This is a genomic window from Anabaena sp. FACHB-1391 (assembly GCF_014696755.1).
GTDB lineage: Bacteria > Cyanobacteriota > Cyanobacteriia > Cyanobacteriales > Nostocaceae > Dolichospermum > Dolichospermum planctonicum.
Genome location: NZ_JACJQS010000003.1, coordinates 111,515 through 126,500 on the forward strand (window position 1 = coordinate 111,515; position 14,986 = coordinate 126,500).

Annotated in this window: 18 protein-coding genes; 12 read left to right on the forward strand and 6 right to left on the reverse strand. The window is 35.2% G+C overall.

Translation table 11 applies throughout. The annotated features are described in order from the left end of the window. Positions 1 to 17 precede the first annotated feature (17 nt). Entirely contained in the window at positions 18 to 971 is a 954-nt protein-coding gene (locus H6F62_RS02450; protein ID WP_137907142.1) for an alcohol dehydrogenase catalytic domain-containing protein, read from the forward strand. 50 nt (positions 972 to 1,021) lie between these two features. Here H6F62_RS02450 and H6F62_RS02455 read toward each other — a convergent pair whose 3' ends face one another. From H6F62_RS02455 to H6F62_RS02480, 6 genes are all read right to left on the reverse strand, one after another. After that, the gene (locus tag H6F62_RS02455; protein ID WP_162501175.1) at positions 1,022 to 1,165 is read right to left on the reverse strand and encodes a hypothetical protein; all 144 of its coding nucleotides are present in this window, start codon (positions 1,163 to 1,165) and stop codon (positions 1,022 to 1,024) included. Between the two features lie 5 nt (positions 1,166 to 1,170). After that, positions 1,171 to 1,314: a hypothetical protein gene (locus H6F62_RS02460; protein WP_162501175.1), complete on the reverse strand. Its 144-nt coding sequence runs from the start codon at positions 1,312 to 1,314 to the stop codon at positions 1,171 to 1,173. A gap of 204 nt (positions 1,315 to 1,518) precedes the next feature. Further along, positions 1,519 to 1,791 carry a hypothetical protein gene (locus H6F62_RS02465; RefSeq protein ID WP_137909166.1) on the reverse strand — a complete coding sequence of 91 codons (273 nt, stop codon included), beginning with the start codon at positions 1,789 to 1,791 and terminating at the stop codon, positions 1,519 to 1,521. Between the two features lie 79 nt (positions 1,792 to 1,870). Beyond that, positions 1,871 to 2,908 carry a chlorophyll synthase ChlG gene (chlG, locus tag H6F62_RS02470; RefSeq protein WP_190371248.1) on the reverse strand — a complete coding sequence of 346 codons (1,038 nt, stop codon included), beginning with the start codon at positions 2,906 to 2,908 and terminating at the stop codon, positions 1,871 to 1,873. An 89-nt stretch (positions 2,909 to 2,997) separates the two neighbouring features. Further along, positions 2,998 to 4,098: an ArsA family ATPase gene (locus tag H6F62_RS02475; RefSeq protein ID WP_137909164.1), complete on the reverse strand. Its 1,101-nt coding sequence runs from the start codon at positions 4,096 to 4,098 to the stop codon at positions 2,998 to 3,000. 84 nt (positions 4,099 to 4,182) lie between these two features. Further along, positions 4,183 to 4,374 (reverse strand): DUF2862 domain-containing protein, encoded by a 192-nt coding sequence (locus tag H6F62_RS02480; protein WP_028084001.1) that lies wholly within the window; start codon positions 4,372 to 4,374, stop codon positions 4,183 to 4,185. 108 nt (positions 4,375 to 4,482) lie between these two features. On the opposite strand from H6F62_RS02480, the gene H6F62_RS02485 reads away from it, so the two are divergent. The 11 genes from H6F62_RS02485 (at position 4,483) to H6F62_RS02530 (ending at position 14,979) form a co-directional block, all read left to right on the forward strand. Beyond that, entirely contained in the window at positions 4,483 to 5,337 is an 855-nt protein-coding gene (locus H6F62_RS02485; protein WP_190371249.1) for a Uma2 family endonuclease, read from the forward strand. 293 nt (positions 5,338 to 5,630) lie between these two features. Beyond that, positions 5,631 to 6,437 (forward strand): ABC transporter permease, encoded by an 807-nt coding sequence (locus tag H6F62_RS02490; protein ID WP_137909162.1) that lies wholly within the window; start codon positions 5,631 to 5,633, stop codon positions 6,435 to 6,437. A gap of 84 nt (positions 6,438 to 6,521) precedes the next feature. Beyond that, positions 6,522 to 7,292 carry a Uma2 family endonuclease gene (locus H6F62_RS02495; protein ID WP_190371250.1) on the forward strand — a complete coding sequence of 257 codons (771 nt, stop codon included), beginning with the start codon at positions 6,522 to 6,524 and terminating at the stop codon, positions 7,290 to 7,292. Between the two features lie 389 nt (positions 7,293 to 7,681). Continuing rightward, complete coding sequence (locus H6F62_RS02500) at positions 7,682 to 8,437, forward strand: ABC transporter ATP-binding protein (protein ID WP_137909160.1); 756 nt, start codon at positions 7,682 to 7,684, stop codon at positions 8,435 to 8,437. A 24-nt stretch (positions 8,438 to 8,461) separates the two neighbouring features. Then, positions 8,462 to 8,578 carry a DUF29 domain-containing protein gene (locus H6F62_RS20815; RefSeq protein ID WP_137909159.1) on the forward strand — a complete coding sequence of 39 codons (117 nt, stop codon included), beginning with the start codon at positions 8,462 to 8,464 and terminating at the stop codon, positions 8,576 to 8,578. A 59-nt stretch (positions 8,579 to 8,637) separates the two neighbouring features. Then, the gene (locus H6F62_RS02505) at positions 8,638 to 9,324 is read left to right on the forward strand and encodes a Uma2 family endonuclease (protein WP_190371251.1); all 687 of its coding nucleotides are present in this window, start codon (positions 8,638 to 8,640) and stop codon (positions 9,322 to 9,324) included. Positions 9,325 to 9,696: 372 nt separating this feature from the next. Continuing rightward, positions 9,697 to 10,296: a Uma2 family endonuclease gene (locus H6F62_RS02510; RefSeq protein ID WP_190371252.1), complete on the forward strand. Its 600-nt coding sequence runs from the start codon at positions 9,697 to 9,699 to the stop codon at positions 10,294 to 10,296. Between the two features lie 262 nt (positions 10,297 to 10,558). Continuing rightward, positions 10,559 to 11,206 carry a hypothetical protein gene (locus H6F62_RS02515; RefSeq protein ID WP_190371253.1) on the forward strand — a complete coding sequence of 216 codons (648 nt, stop codon included), beginning with the start codon at positions 10,559 to 10,561 and terminating at the stop codon, positions 11,204 to 11,206. A 31-nt stretch (positions 11,207 to 11,237) separates the two neighbouring features. Beyond that, complete coding sequence (locus tag H6F62_RS02520) at positions 11,238 to 12,131, forward strand: NAD(P)-dependent oxidoreductase (protein WP_190371254.1); 894 nt, start codon at positions 11,238 to 11,240, stop codon at positions 12,129 to 12,131. Positions 12,132 to 12,144: 13 nt separating this feature from the next. Beyond that, entirely contained in the window at positions 12,145 to 13,191 is a 1,047-nt protein-coding gene (locus H6F62_RS02525; RefSeq protein ID WP_190371255.1) for a rhamnan synthesis F family protein, read from the forward strand. Positions 13,192 to 13,560: 369 nt separating this feature from the next. Beyond that, positions 13,561 to 14,979, forward strand: coding sequence for a class I SAM-dependent methyltransferase (locus tag H6F62_RS02530; protein WP_190371256.1), 1,419 nt, complete (start codon positions 13,561 to 13,563; stop codon positions 14,977 to 14,979). Positions 14,980 to 14,986: the final 7 nt, after the last annotated feature.

Consider the following 14,986-nt stretch of genomic DNA (forward strand, 5'->3'; position numbering starts at 1 on the left):
TAACAACTAACAAAATTATGAAAGGACTTTGGCTAGAAAGTAATCAATTACAATTACGTACTGATATTCCTATTCCTGAACCACCAGCGGGGGAGGCTTTAGTGCGGGTTTTGTGTGCGGGTATTTGTAATACTGATTTGGAATTAATTAAAGGTTATTATCCCTATACTGGCATTATTGGCCATGAATTTGTTGGTGTTGTAGAACAAGGTCCAGAACATTTAATTAATCAAAGAGTAGTGGGGGAAATTAATGCTGCTTGTGGTTATTGTCGCTTTTGTCGCAGTGGACAACCTACCCATTGCGAAAATCGGACGGTTTTAGGTATTGTGAACCGTAATGGTGCTTTTGCAGAATATCTATCTTTACCTATTGAAAATTTGCATATTGTACCGGAAAATGTCTCTACAGCAGCTGCAACTTTTACAGAACCCCTGGCCGCAGCTTTGGAAATTCAACAACAAATAACATTATGTGAAGATGATCGAGTATTAGTAGTTGGAGATGGTAAACTGGGTCAATTAATAGCCCAAACTTTAGCTTTAACTGGTTGTGATTTATTAGTAGTGGGAAGACATGAAGATAAATTACTAAATTTAGCAGCGAGAGGAATTAAAACCGCTTTGGCTAATAGTGTCAAGGATAGATATTTTGATGTTTCTATTGATTGTACAGGAAATCCAGAAGGTTTTAATACTGCCCGACGGGCTTTACGTCCTCGTGGTACATTGATATTAAAAAGCACCTATGCAGGAAATCTCAGTTTAGATGCTTCTGCTTTGGTGGTAGATGAAATTACTCTCATTGGTTCTCGTTGCGGTCCTTTTGTGCCAGCGTTAGAATTATTAGGGACCAAAAAGGTAAATGTACAATCTTTAATTCAGGGTATTTATCCCCTATCTCTTGGTTTAGAAGCTGTTGAAAAAGCTAAAACTAAAGGGGTTTTAAAAGTGTTGTTAGAGATGATTTGATAGATAATTGTCAGTTATTTTGTAGCTGTATTTGATAATGTTCATTATTTCTATGATCCAGTAGGTTCAGCTTGAGTAAGGTATACTTTATGCGGGCAAGATGCCCGCACCACAAGAGTTTTATCATTAATAATTAATATCTGTACTTGATAATATCGGGAATTGCTGTAAGTGCTGTATTTGATAATGTTCATTATTTCTATGATCCAGTAGGTTCAGCTTGAGTGAGGTATACTTTATGCGGGCAAGATGCCCGCACCACAAGAGTTTTATCATTAATAATTAATATCTGTACTTGATAATATCGGGAATTGCTGTAAGTGCTGTATTTGATAATGTTCATTATTTCTATGATCCAGTAGGTTCAGCTTGAGTAAGGTATACTTTATGCGGGCAAGATGCCCGCACCACAAGAGTTTTATCATTAATAATTAATATCTGTACTTGATAATATCGGGAATTGCTGTAAGTGCTGTATTTGATAATGTTGGGTAACATTATGTCAACCCAACCTACATATTAAATAAGGATTTAGAAGGAGAAAAAATCATGAATGTGATTGATAATCTTTACAACCAATTGCTGCTTCTGTACTAGCAATATATGGATTTACTGTACATTTAAGACGGTAATTATTGGTGAAAAATTGGCAATTATGACAGGGGATTTTGTGCATTTCTTGGGCAATTTTAACAGTTTCCTTTGTAGCTGTCCATAAATTCAAAAACACCATAATAATCATGGTCCAAGCTATGAAAAAGCAAATCGGAACTAAGAAAGGTTGTATCCCGTGAGTGAGGAAAGAGATAAAATTTAACATGACAATTGCTAAACTTGGTAAACTGAGGAGTTAAATCCCCGACTTCTGAAAAAATCGGGGGATTTGGAATTAATAAATGTTAAACTCCAGCATGACCTAATGCAATACCTGTTACCAACATTCCCAAAACTAAGAAAGGTTGGGCGCTGGCTTGATATTTGACATCATTAGCTATGGGGTCACGGAGGAAATACATATCTTGGAAAGTGATTTGGGGGATAATTAATAATACGAGAATAGCTGCATATAAATTCTCGTGAATACTGACCAAATAACCAGCAACCAAACCTTGAAATAAATCAATCATGACCACACAAATTAAGGCCGCAGTTTGTACCCCAAACATAACTGGTAATGATTGTAAACCTAATTGGCGATCGCCTTCCACACTTTTAAAATCATTAACAATGGCAATACCCAAACCTGCCAAACTATAGAACAGAGTCAGAACGACAATTTTCCAATTCAATTCACCAAATAAAGCATGACCGGCCCACCAAGGTAAAGCGATATAACTAGCGCCTAAAGCATAATTTCCTAACCAACCATTTTGTTTTAACTTTAATGGAGGTGCAGAATAGATATAAGCAATGAAAGTACCAAAAACAGACAACATTAAAACAGTAGGAAATGGATGATTTGCCCATAAATCCAAAGTATAAGCTACCCCATATCCTAATAATAGTAAAACAATGATTTGGCTAATTACTTGCTTTTCGGAAATTGCCCCGGAAGGAATAGGTCTGTAAGGTTCATTAATAGCGTCAATGTCCCGGTCATAATAATCATTGATAGTTTGAGTATAACCGGTTAATAAAGGACCAGAAAGCAGCATACAAAGGGCTGATTTGAGAACATTTTCTAGAGTCCAAGTGTAATTACCAGCAGAAGCCGCACCACAGACCACACCCCAAATTAGGGGAATCCAAGTAATCGGTTTCATCAATTGTAAGCGAATTTTCCAAATAGAAGTTTCCCCTGGACTTGCACCTTTCATTCCTAGTAATTGCCGAGTTTTGGCATTACGGTCTTCCGTTGTTGTTACTTCTTGATTTGTAGATTCTCCAACTACCCCATTTGCTTGAGGATTTGGATTAATAGAATTTGATTCGGACATAAGGTGTAATGGTAATTGGTAATTGGTAATTGGTAATTGGTAATAGGCAAAATTGGTTGTATCAATTTCTTTTACCTATTACCCATAACCTAAAAAGAAATTATCAAATAACTGTTTTGAAACTTTGCCCCAGTCACAGGTTTACCACTTAAAGCAGGAGGGAGGAAGATATTGCGTCTTTGATCTCCGGCTTCTACCGTGACTTCTGGACCGTACTGAGTAAGTTTAACTTGTTTTTTGTCAAAACCAGGTAAAAAGAGACGTACTTGGCGATTATGTACATCAATTTCTATTGGTTGATTAGCTTGTAATGCTTGCTCAACAAAATTGGGTAAAGCATTAATTAGAGGTTGCCATTCACCATTAGATACATCAGGAACTATACTCACAGGTAGAGGTGCAAATTCCGAGGTTAGATGAGTATTTTCCCCTCCAGCTACTAAAATTAACCCACCAATAGTTAGACCAACTTGTTGAGCGCTTCCCCAAAGATAGCGCGAATTTGCCACATCAATTGAGTCTGATGTTGTCACCAGAAAAGCAGCGACACGCTGGGGATTAGCCACAGCGGCTTTACCTTGTTCGAGAAAACCATTAACTTGGTTAGTAGGTTGAGCGAAATTATCAGCAGTCCAATTAACATTAAAAAGACTACTAATTAAAGGTTGAAGAAAGGGAGATTCTGTAATTGTTTTCCCCAAATCAGAGTTAATAAACAATTGCCGAAATCGTCTCACGTACCAACTCAAAGATTCTGGCATTCCTAACATTCGCAAGGTGGAATCATCTCCGGTGCCATCATAGATAATCGCGTCATATTTGCCACTGGCATCATATTCACGCAGGGCATTGAGCGCGAGAGCGTGATCCATACCTGGTAATGCTACTAATTCTTGCCCGTAAACTTCTTTAAAAATCGGTGTACGCAGGTATTGAGCCTCTAGTTTTTTCATCTCGTCCCAATTGCGTTCTAGCAGTACAGATGCTGTAAACTGTACTGCTTGGAGATTGGGAGAGATTTCCTGGGGGTCAGGAGTCAGAGCCGTATTGAGTAGAATTGGCAATGTTGGATCTGCTAGTCCTGCTAAGAGTACCCTTTTACCTTGTGTTGCCAAACTAATGGCTGCGGCGATCGCTATCTTACTGCGATAGATGCCGTTTTTGCCCAAAAATGTCAGTATCAAGGCCATTACTCAATTTCCAAATCGCCTATCTTGTCAATTACAACTTAGCACTCAACCAATCTTTTTAGCTTCTGCTGTGAGTTATTTTGATTAAGCTGGTTTGATTTCATCGGCAAAAAACCAGGTAGAGAAGTTATCGTCAAACTTCACCACCACGCCAATTCCTGCCCCGTCAGTGACTTTGTAGCCTTCGATAATGCCGATTTTTCCCAGTTTTTGAGCGATAGTAGAGGATACCCGGTCGCGCAAACGAATCACTTTAACTTTTTGTCCAATTTCCATGATCTAGTTAACATCCAATAATCTCAATCTCAGTGTAGCGGAATCTGGCACTCTATTTTCACCCTCTATAGTTTAAAATTAAATCAGTAAGCAAGTAGGTATACTCTTATGTTTGTTACAGCCCAGCAGCTAGAACAACAAATGCCGGATGCCACTCGTTTGTTAAGTGATGAACCGGAAATGGAAAGTTCTTTACATTATATGCAGTTACTAATACTAGTAACTAGTTTAGAATGGTTGTGGCGCGATCAAAATGATTTTTTTATTGGTGCAAATCTCACTATTTACTTTAGTCGTCAACAGTTAAAAAATCGAGAATTTCGCGGACCTGATTTCTTTTTAGTGAAAAATACGGAAAAAGTTCCTCGCACTTCTTGGGTTGTATGGGAAGAAGATGGCCGTTATCCAGATTTGATTATTGAATTACTGTCAAATAGTACAGCCAAAATTGACCGCAATTTAAAAAAAGCTCTCTATGAAACCCGCTTTCGTACTCCAGAATATTTCTGGTTTAGTCCCGAAACTTTAGAATTTACAGGTTTAAGGCTCGTAGGCAATCAATATGAAGAAATTGTTCCCAATGAACAAGGATTACTTTGGAGTGAAGTCCTAGATTTATATTTAGGTGTGGCAAATGGTCAACTTCGCTATTTTACAGCTACAGGCGAATTAGTACCAACACCGGAAGAAACAGCTACAAAAATCCAAAAAGAAGCTCTGCAACTTAAAAACCAAGCTCTGCAAGCTGAACAGGAAGCTCAAGCATCCCAGCAAAAAGCTTTGCAAGCTGAACAGGAAGCTCAAGCATCCCAGCAAAAAGCTTTGCAAGCTGAACAAGAAGCTCAAGCATCCCAGCAAAAAGCTTTGCAAGCTGAACAACAATTAGCGCATGAAAAAGACAAAGTACAACTTTTAGCAGCGCATTTATTGTCTCTGGGAATAGACGCTGATAGTTTGAAGTAACTAAATATGGAGGGGATACTAAATAAACTCTAAACCTATATAAATCAAAGGGTTGGGGTTGATAAGAAAGAAAATAGGTGCCAGGTTTTTGAAGGTAAGAGGCGCGAAAAATGTAGGGTCAGTGCCTCATGAGGTACAATTGTAGCGGGCAAGATGCCCGCACCACAAGATTTTTATCATTAATATCTATACCTGATAATATCGGAAACTGCTGTATCTCGAAATTAATCGTAATTAATGGTGTAAAATAGCCAAATGAGTTTTTTCCTGTGTGTAACGACGGTGCTTGAAAAATGACACTTTCCCTGAAAAATAATTTACATTGGTCACAAGTACAGCGTTATTGGGAACTGCTGTATGTTTTAGTAGTGCGAACTCTGAAAGTACGCTACCGGGGTTCTTTTCTAGGGGTTTATTGGTCGCTATTGAACCCATTGATTATGACGGGGTTATATACTGCTATTTTTGGTGCTACCTTTGCATCTTATTATGGTAACTCTATTCTTAACTATATGCTGGCGGCGCTGACAGGGCTGTTAGTCATTAATTTTTTCTCCGCTTGCACGTCCCAGGCTTTAAGTAGTGTAGTCGGTAATGGTGCATTATTAAATAAAATTCAGTTGCCAGTTAGTGTTTTCCCGGTATCAATGATTGCAGCTAATGTCTTTCAATTTTCAGTGGGAGCATTTCCGTTACTGGCAATTATGACTTTAGTTAATGCCAAAAGTCTAGTCAATGTCCTAGCGTTGATATTTCCATTTATCGCACTGATTTTAGTTTCTACAGGGGTGGGGTTTTTAGTTAGTGCTTTGTATGTATTTTTTAGAGATTTACCTTATTTTTATGAATTAGTGGTATTTGTAATTTGGATTAGTAGTCCTATATTTTATCCAGCAGCTATTGTACCAAAGCAGGTTAAGCCATTTTTAGGTTTAAATCCCTTATCCCCAATTATTGAAAGTCTACGTCAGATTACATTATCAGGTGCATCACCTGATTTAGGTTTGATTTGGGGGGCTTTGCTGAGTGGTATAATTATTTTAGCTTTGGGATGGACTTGTTTTCATCTGTGGCGACATCAGTTTATGGATTTACTGTAACATGGTGAAGAGTTGATAATTAGACTGGGTAGGTCCTGATATTTTATCATTAACAAAAGATAGTAAATTATCCCCATAAAATTTATGGCTTTAACCGCACAAGAAATAGAAGCATTAATGCCAGATTGTACGGAACTACTCAGCGACGAACCAGAGATGGAAAGCTCTTTGCATTATACACAACTATTAATCTTAGTAACTTGCTTAGAATGGTTATGGCGTGATAGAGAGGATTTTTTCATTGGCGCAAATCTCAGCATCTATTATAGCCGACAACAGTTAAAAAATCGAGACTTTAGAGGACCTGATTTTTTTCTAGTCAAAGACACAGAAAAACGTCCCCGTCTGTCTTGGGTAATTTGGGAAGAAGACGGTAAATATCCTAATGTGATCATTGAACTACTTTCTGATTCTACTGCGAAAGTAGATAAGGGATTGAAAAAACAGTTATATCAAAATCAATTCCGCACTCCTGAGTATTTTTGGTTTTCACCAAATACCTTAGAATTGGTAGGGTGGAGATTAACAGACAGTGAATATAAAATTATTCCCGTATCGGAAAATGGCTGGTATTGGAGTCAAGAACTGGGATTATACTTAGGAGTTTGGGAAAATAGATTGAGGTATTTTACCGTTGCGGGAAAATTGGTACTCACACCGGAAGAAGCAAATTTAGAGGAAATGAGAAAAGCTGAAACTGAACGGGAAAGGGCTGAAACTGAACGACAAAGGGCTGAGACTGAACGACAAAGGGCTGAGACTGAACGACAAAGGGCTGAGACTGAACGGGAAAGAGCAAATAAATTAGCAGAATATTTGCGATCGCTCGGTGTAGATCCTGATAGTATAAATTAAACTTAAGCAAAAATCAATAATATGTATTAAAATTATTCAGCATTGTCAAAATAAACCATGACGACAATGTATGATTTAGCGATTGATTTAGTAGGATAATCAGGATTAATGGAGGAATTTGATTGTCTACAGGAGGTTGTTTGAAAGGTTTAATTTAATACTTGTCTTGGGAACGATAATTCCTGGCTATACAGACAAAAACCATCTTCTATGTTTTAAATCCACGCAGATGGACTTTGTTTGTGTATTAGCGATTTATAATCGCCGATAGCCAGGTTGGCGTAGCCACTATCATATATCTTGAAAACAATCTCCTAGTGGCATAATTATTATATTCTGGGATGGACTTGTTTCATCTGTAGCGACATCAGTTTATGGATTTGCTGTCAATGGAAGTAATACGTTTAGATAGTGTTTCGCTGTGGAGAAGGACTCAAGAGGAATTTTCCTATGATTTGAAAAAAACGCTCCTATCTGTGGTAGAGGGTAAATATCGCCAACCTGCGAAAAAGTTAGTGTTAAATAATGTTAACCTAGTAGTTGACAAGGGCGAAAAAATAGGTATAATTGGTGCGAATGGTTCTGGTAAGTCCACGCTGTTAAAGATAATTTCTGGTATTCTTAAGCCTACAGTTGGTAATGTCAGGGTTAGGGGTCAGGTCGCACCTTTAATTGAACTGGGAGCAGGTTTTGATCCAGATATTTCGGTGATGGACAATATACTTCTCTATGGCGTATTATTGGGTTTTTCTAGGACTGAAATGAAAGCAAGAGCGCGTTCTATTTTGGAGTTTGCTGAATTAGAAGATTATGCTTTAGTTCCAGTTAAGGGTTTATCTTCGGGTATGGTGGCTCGTTTGGGTTTTGCTATTGCAACTGATGTCCAGCCGGATATTTTGATTTTAGATGAGGTATTGTCGGTGGGAGATGAGGGTTTTAAGAACAAGTGCAAGCAAAGGATGGATCAGTTTTGGGATGATGATGCTACGGTTTTAGTTGTTTCTCATGATTTAGAGTTTGTCAGCACATCCTGTAAAAAAGCGATTTATTTAAGTCAAGGAAATATTAAATTTGCTGGTGATTCACAGGAGGTGGTAGATTTCTATTTAGAAACTGTTAAACAATCTGAAATGGTGACTTATTGAGGGTAGATATGGAGAGGTTTAAAGATGGAAGCTAAGGCTATAAACTTAAAAGAACTGTATGAACGAGATTATTTATTGTGGTTAGAGGAGAATGTTAGATTATTGAGCGATCGCCAATTACAAGAGTATAGATATAGTTAATTATCATTTATAAAAATTGTCAGCTGCTAGGAATTATCACTTAAATAGGATATATGACAATGATTACAGCACAACTAGATGAAGATGTACTCTACCCTGACAGTGATGGTAAACCAATGGCGGATAATACGGAACAATATAAATGGATTGTTATTATTAAGGAAAATTTAGAAATTTTGTTTGCTGATGTAAATAATGTTTTTATAGCTGCTGATTTATTATGGTATCCAGTGCGTTCTAAAGTGATTACACCAACTGCACCAGATGTTATGGTAGTATTTGGCAGACCTAAAGGTAAACGTAGATCTTATCGTCAATGGAGAGAGGAGAATATACCACCCCAAGTAGTGTTTGAAATTCTTTCAACTAGTAACAACGATGATGAAATGCAGCGTAAGCTAGAATTTTATCAGCAATATGGAGTACAGGAGTATTACATATATGAGCCTGAATCCTATGAAATTGAAGGTTGGATCAATAATAATGGCTCTTTGGTACAACTTGAACAGATTAATGGTTGGATTAGTCCCCGGTTAGGAATAAAATTTGATACATCTCAAGGAGAATTAATTATTTATCGTCCTGACGGAGAAAGGTTTTTAACTCCTGTACAATTAAGAAAGGAGTTAGAAGCACAGCGTGAATCTACTGATATAGAACGTCAAAGGGCTAATGAAGCGGAAGCTAAACTGTCTATATTAGCTCAAAAGTTGAGAGAGTTAAATATTGACCCTGATAGTTTATGAATAATGATCACTAATAATGATATTATTTTCTGGATTAGAGAAAACACAATGATATGACTCAACAGGAGAAAATTCACAATGGAGTCTGTGGACAACTTGCAGAAAAAACAACCCCCAACTAATTTCCGTTGTTATTGAAAACAATGAAGATGGTTATTTAGCTAGAATACCTGGTATTCTAGGTGCTTTTGCGGAAGAGGATACTCTTGAAGATGCTATGTTTAATTGTATTGATGTTTTTAAAATGATTATTGATTATAAAAAGGAGGAAGATAAACCAATTTGGAAACTATAGAAATTTCTGATTTGATTAAATTATTTGACATAATAGGCAATAACCAGTTATCATACAAAGTAATTAAGGAGAAAAATATGACTCTAGCCACTCCTATTCAAACAGAAAAAACCTATTATACCCCAGAAGAATATCTGGAGTTAGAAAGTGAATCTGAAAGCAAAAATGAATACTTAAATGGGCAAATTATCGCCATGACTGGGGGAACAACAAATCATAATAAATTAGCAGGACAAATTTATGCTTTTCTTTTGTTTAATTTAGGTAATAAAGGTTATGAAGTATATATAGGAGATGTAAAATTATGGATTGAAGCATCTAATCGTTATACTTATCCTGATGTGATGGTAGTGGAAGGTAAAGCGAGTTATCAAGGTAAAACTCAAAATGTTATTACTAATCCGCTTGTGATTATTGAAGTCTTATCAAAATCCACAGCTAACTATGATCAAGGGGATAAATTTGATGCTTATCGGACGATTCCCAGTTTTCAAGAATATGTTTTAATTTCCCAGACTGAATATTATATTAAACAGTTTGTGAAAAATGAACAAGGTAAATGGCTATTAACTGATTATCGAGGAGAATCAGAAGTTTTAAAGTTGGAATCTGTGGATTTTGAGATGAGTTTAAAAGCACTTTATCAGTACATTGATTTTAGTCAAGGTGAAGATTAGAAAAGATAAACAATTAAAGATTAATTTGTGCAACAACAGGGTACTTCCCGATTTTTACAAAACTAAACATATCTCGATTTTATTGTGTCGCCTTACTTAATTATAGCCGTTCCCATTCGAGTGAGGTACAAGCAGTAATAATTGAACGCAGATGGACGCAGATAAACGCAGATAATTTTGTACTTCATTAGACTGGAAAACGCTATATCCTATTTTCTCGCTTTTTTACAAAGAAATCCATACTCGATTTGAGGTATAAAAAATGGCAGCAATAAAGCACTTGGACATAATAAACTATAATACTATTGAATTTCCCTTTGCTAAGATTATTCAGGAAATATTCGGTTTACCCTTAGAAAAACTACATGAGTTAGAAGAATACCCTCTTTTTACTCGTGCAAGCGATCAATTAACAGTTTTTCATCGCAAATTTTATGATGCTTTTAATAGTAGTTTAAAAGATATGTATTTATCATTTCTTCAAAATGTGATTCATCCTTATGTAGGTGATGATTTAGCTTATCAAAAAGTACCCACCTTTAGGGTAGGTTTTCCTAATAATGTCTGGGTAGGTGAATATCATCGAGATAGTTGGTATGGACATCCCCATGAAGAACTAAATTTTTTAGTACCTTTTACTGATATGTATGGTTCAAAATCTCTATATATTGAATCAGAATCTTCTAAGGGAGATTTTCAACCTCAGGATATTAAATATGGTCAGATATTACATTTTGATCATACCGGATGTACTCATGGTAATGAGATTAATAAAGAAGGGACAACTCATGTAAGTTTTGATTTTAGAGTCATACCTTACCGCCATTATAATGATGATGTGAGTGCTAAATCTATCAATACTGGGATGGAATTTAAAATAGGTGGATATTTTGATTTAATGCAGTTTTAACTACTTATAGATGAAGTTATTGAAGTTATTTATGAAAATTTGCCTTTTAGGAAGTACAGGTATAATTGGTAGTGATTTAGCTTTGCAGTTATCCCACCTGTCCACAGTGGAATTAGTGTCTTTATCTTCTTCTGATTTAGACCTATATTCTTATTTACAAGAATTAGAAACTGTATTAAGGGAAATTCAACCACAAATCATCATTAATGCAGTTGGTTTTACCAACATTGACGCAATCGCTAATCACCAAAATAAAGGTTTTTTTCTCAATTGTCTGCTTCCCCATATATTGGGAGAGTTTTGTGATCGCCACTCTATCCAATTGATTCATTTTTCGTCAGACAATGTTTTTGATGGTGCGAAAAATAGTTACTATATCGAAGAGGATCAATTATCACCGATTAATTACTATGGTTGGACAAAAGCTCACACTGACCTGCTTTTATTACAGTATTTTCCCCATCATTCAACCATTTTCCGAATTTCTGGTATTTATTCCCAGAACCGAAAAAACTTTTTTACATCTTTTCTCCATCGTCTAGCTACACAAAAGCAGTTAGAAGTGGTAAATGATATTATAGTCGCGCCTACTCCTAGTAGATTAGTAGCAAAATTAATTACAGAATTGATTAATAATCAGAAATTATTTTCTCTCAGAGGTATTTATCATTTAACACCAAAAGGTAGCTCCTCCTGGTTTGATTTTGCTAACACTATAGTTAGTGCTTTACAGCTTTCTGACAAGTCAATTTCTCCGGTAAGTATTGAGAGTTATTCTACTACAGTCAAACGTCCTCGCAACTGTTTGCTTCTTTCCCAAAAATTAGAACAAGAAACAGGTCTAGTTTTACCTCACTGGGAAGACGAGTTTCGGGAGTTTATTACAGCGGATGGTCTTCAATCTTTAATTAAGCAGTATTTTTAGGTTTATAAAAACTATGGGTATTTTTTTGGAAACAGTAAAAAAAATAGTAATAAAAGCTTTAATAACTTTAGAAAAAAAGCTGATTATCCCCTGTAAAATACAATATTTTGCCATAGATTCAGCGATTGTTGAAGAGGTGATTTATGATAAAAATACTCATGGATTTACCTCCTGTGTTTTGTTTTGTCATTATAATAAACATGGCTTAATTTTAGAACAAGTAAAAGAACTTTGTTTATTTTTTCAATCTCAAAGAATAGATGTAATATTTGTCACCACTAAAGTATCTTCAGAAGCTAGACTGTGGCTAGAGAAAAATCTCTCAGCCCTCATCATCAGAAAAAATTTCGGTCGGGATTTTGGAGCTTGGAAAGATAGTATTTCCTTTTTAAAGAAAAGGGCTTTATTTAGTAACTGTTCTCAGTTATATTTAATTAATGATAGTATTTTATTACTTGAAAATAACCTGCGAAATGGTCACTTTCAAGCTGAATTTGTGGATGATAATAATAGTGATATGATTGGTTTAACTGAATCCTGGCAAAAGGCCTATCATTTGCAATCTTATTGCCTCAAATTTAATCAAAAAGTTACCCAATCTGAATGTTTTTCTAATTATTGGGACAATTATTATTTAATTAACTCGCGCAGATTTTCTATTGAAAATGGTGAGATTGGACTGACACAAATGGTGTTAAAAAATGGATATAAATTAAAAAGTTTATATCCATTATCAGATATATTAAAAACAGAAAATTTAGAAAGGTTTTTATCTATTGTTGAGGATTTACCTCTCCCAGAATTTAGCGAAACTAGGGAAAGGTTATTTGATGAATTATTTTTACTGGATTTTAACGATATTAATCCTTCTCACCGTTTGTGGCCATTAATTGTATTAGCTGGTTGTCCAGTTTTGAAAAGGGATCTAATTGAAAAAAATCCAGATGGACTGCTTTCTATGAAGTATTTTATGTATTTTATGGAAAAATTTATTGACAATGATCAGACTAAAGAGTTGTTGCAGTCCTCTCTCTTGCATATTAAATATCAATCTCTTTAGGAAAATCAAGACTGACAGACTAAGGAAAATGAATGGAATTAGGGGCAACTTTCTGGTAAAGTAGAGGATGATATAACTAATCCTAGTCAAAATCAAACCGAGGTAAAAATAATGGAACTATATACAATTATTCAACAACAATATAATTCTGTTCTTAAATGTCCAGTCTGTGGATATGAACATATTTTTGAACATTTAGTCAGCTACTCAGGTAATCAATTACATAAAGACTACATTAAGTGTAGTTCTTGCGGATTAGTTTTTTCCCATCCACTCACCGTCCCAGATTATACTGATAGTCACTCTAGTGATCTTGCTGGTTATTATGGCTATCAATCTTATGTAGATATCGGTGCGGGGATAGAATCCATGATTCGTCCTTTAATTGCATTACTTACTAATTCTATTCCTAACCTAGATAATTTTTTGGATGTGGGTTGTGGTTTTGGCTATTCTGTCAAATTTGCTAGTAGTTTAATGGGCGCAAATGCTATCGGCTACGAACCAGGGGAATACGGAAAAATCGGTTCAAAAGTGATGGATGTGAACATTATTAATGAATATTTCTCATCAAACTCATCCCCAGAAAAATATACTGTAATTTTTTCATCAGAAGTGATTGAGCATATTCCATATCCCTATGATTATCTTCAGACTTTATGTAATAATTTACAACCTGAAGGGATTGCTGTTTTAACTACACCTAATAATCAATATTTACATGAGTGTTTAGATAAAAAAGATAATTCAGATATCAAAGCTATGGCTTTACTAAATCCTGGACAGCATCTTTGTTTATTTAATCGAGAATCGATAATATTTTTATTAAAAAAATGTGGTATTTCTCAATATAAAATTTTTGAAGAAGATGCTAGTTTAATTATTTATTTTAGTCATCATAGAGATTTAAAAAACTTTAATTTTGTTACTAATGATGAAGCTAGAAGCTGTTATTTAAAATTTCTATTTCTTCTACTTAAAAATGATAAAAATCATACAAAAAACCAGCTAGTAACTATTATAAATAAAATTTTACCTGGTTTTATAAAAAATAATAATCACAATTATCGGGACAAACTTATCACTCGTTTTCAGTTAGGTACTGCTTATCGTTTGATGAGAGAACTAACTAATGATGGTGATTTTAAAAATGCTAAGGAAATTCAACAAAAGTATGAACTTCTTTATCAAGAATGTTTTGATATTACTGTTAATCAGGCTTTAGCTTCTATTGATCCTCATGATATCCTTGAATGTGCCAACCCACTATCTATTTTAGAACTGTTTACACAACGAAAAGTCAGTTTTAATCTTTACGCGTTTTTATTTTATAAGACTAATCTTACTCTCAATGATGGTAAAGAAGATCTACAGAGTAATCTTTTGTTATTGATAGACGCTGGAAAAAAAGCCACTGCCATTTTAGCATCTTTATTTGTCAGTTTAAAAGATAATCCCTTAGCTCTGACATGGTTTTGCGAGTATTTTCGATTATATCCGCGATTTTGCTTTGGATTAGCAATCTTACACATACACGCAAATAGAGGAGCAGAAGCTTTAGCTATCTTGGAACAATTATTAGTTATGATTGCTCAGGATTCTTTGGAGATTGATTCTAGACTGATACCCGATTGTCTTTTACAAAAGTCTGTGATCTTTCTACGCGATCGCGATCTAATCAATTTCTCTGCTTGTACTCAGGAGCTGACTACAAACTATCCTCAATTTTCTGCTTCTAGTGGATTACTAGCTGAACTTATTCAGAAAGCAGAAGAATTTTCTATTTAACTATCAT